The 909-nt window shown below is 55.8% G+C and carries 1 protein-coding gene; it reads right to left on the bottom strand.

Features of this window, described 5'->3' with window-relative positions; genetic code table 11:
- A partial coding sequence (locus ASE89_RS11935; RefSeq protein ID WP_082451451.1) for a GGDEF domain-containing protein occupies window positions 1-781 on the bottom strand: 781 nt, incomplete at its 3' end.
- Window positions 782-909: the final 128 nt, after the last annotated feature.

Raw genomic sequence — 909 nt, 5'->3', positions numbered from 1 at the left:
TGCTCTGATTGTTACCAGTAGAGCGGCTTGATCCGACGCTGGCGGCACAGTTAACCGAATGGCCCTCTAACACATAGGAGCGGTTCAAGACCTGTTCGATGCGTAATCCTTGTTGCTCAACGTCAAAGTCAGACTCGGAGTCCATTTGCACGACGACAAATTCGTCGCCTCCAAGCCGAACAACCATGTCTTCAGGATTTATAGATGTCCGCAACCTATCGGCGACCAAGCATAGCAAGCTATCGCCTACCTGGTGACCAAGCCGGTCGTTGACCGGCTTGAAGTCGTCGAGGTCGACATAGTGAAACGCGATACGTCCGTGTCGCTCTGGCCGGGCGTTTGTCTCAAATGCCTCGGCGAGAGCCAGCCGGTTGCCAAGTCCAGTGAGGTGATCCGTTTTAACCTGACGAGCAAAGGCGTGTCGCGTTGTCGTCTTTGCCAACTGCGAACGATATCGTTGGCTAGCGCTACGAAGGCCGCCTGTGAGCAGCGCAAATAGACAAAGAGCCGAAACGGTCGCATTCGGATCTCCCCGTAGTAGAAGAACTAAAGCTGGCGGGATTACCGCGACAATCAGGCTTGTAATCACGATGTAAGGGCGCATCGCGATCGTAGATGCTGCTCCTGCGGCGTATCCCACGACGAGAATGCCGATGGGCATCTGCCATTCTGCAAGCGGCAGCATGTACGATCGTGCGGCAAATAGACCGAAGACAGCCGCGAAGGCCCAATAGGTGAGTGCAAACCGGCGCTCAAAGCGCTTGGCAGTGAGTAAGGGCATTTCGGGGTTATCGCACAGCCGTCTACCGCGGATCAAAACGGCAAGGCGGGCTACGCTCGCGATCGTTCCTATAGCGACCAAGCTCGCTAGAGCGATATCCCGTGAGGCGTGAACGCTGAGCACACCAA

This window comes from Sphingomonas sp. Leaf30, from assembly GCF_001422525.1.
GTDB classification, from domain to species: Bacteria; Pseudomonadota; Alphaproteobacteria; order Sphingomonadales; family Sphingomonadaceae; genus Sphingomonas; species Sphingomonas aerolata.
Note: the sequence above shows the minus strand (reverse complement) of the source record. Positions and strands in the feature narration are given on the sequence as shown.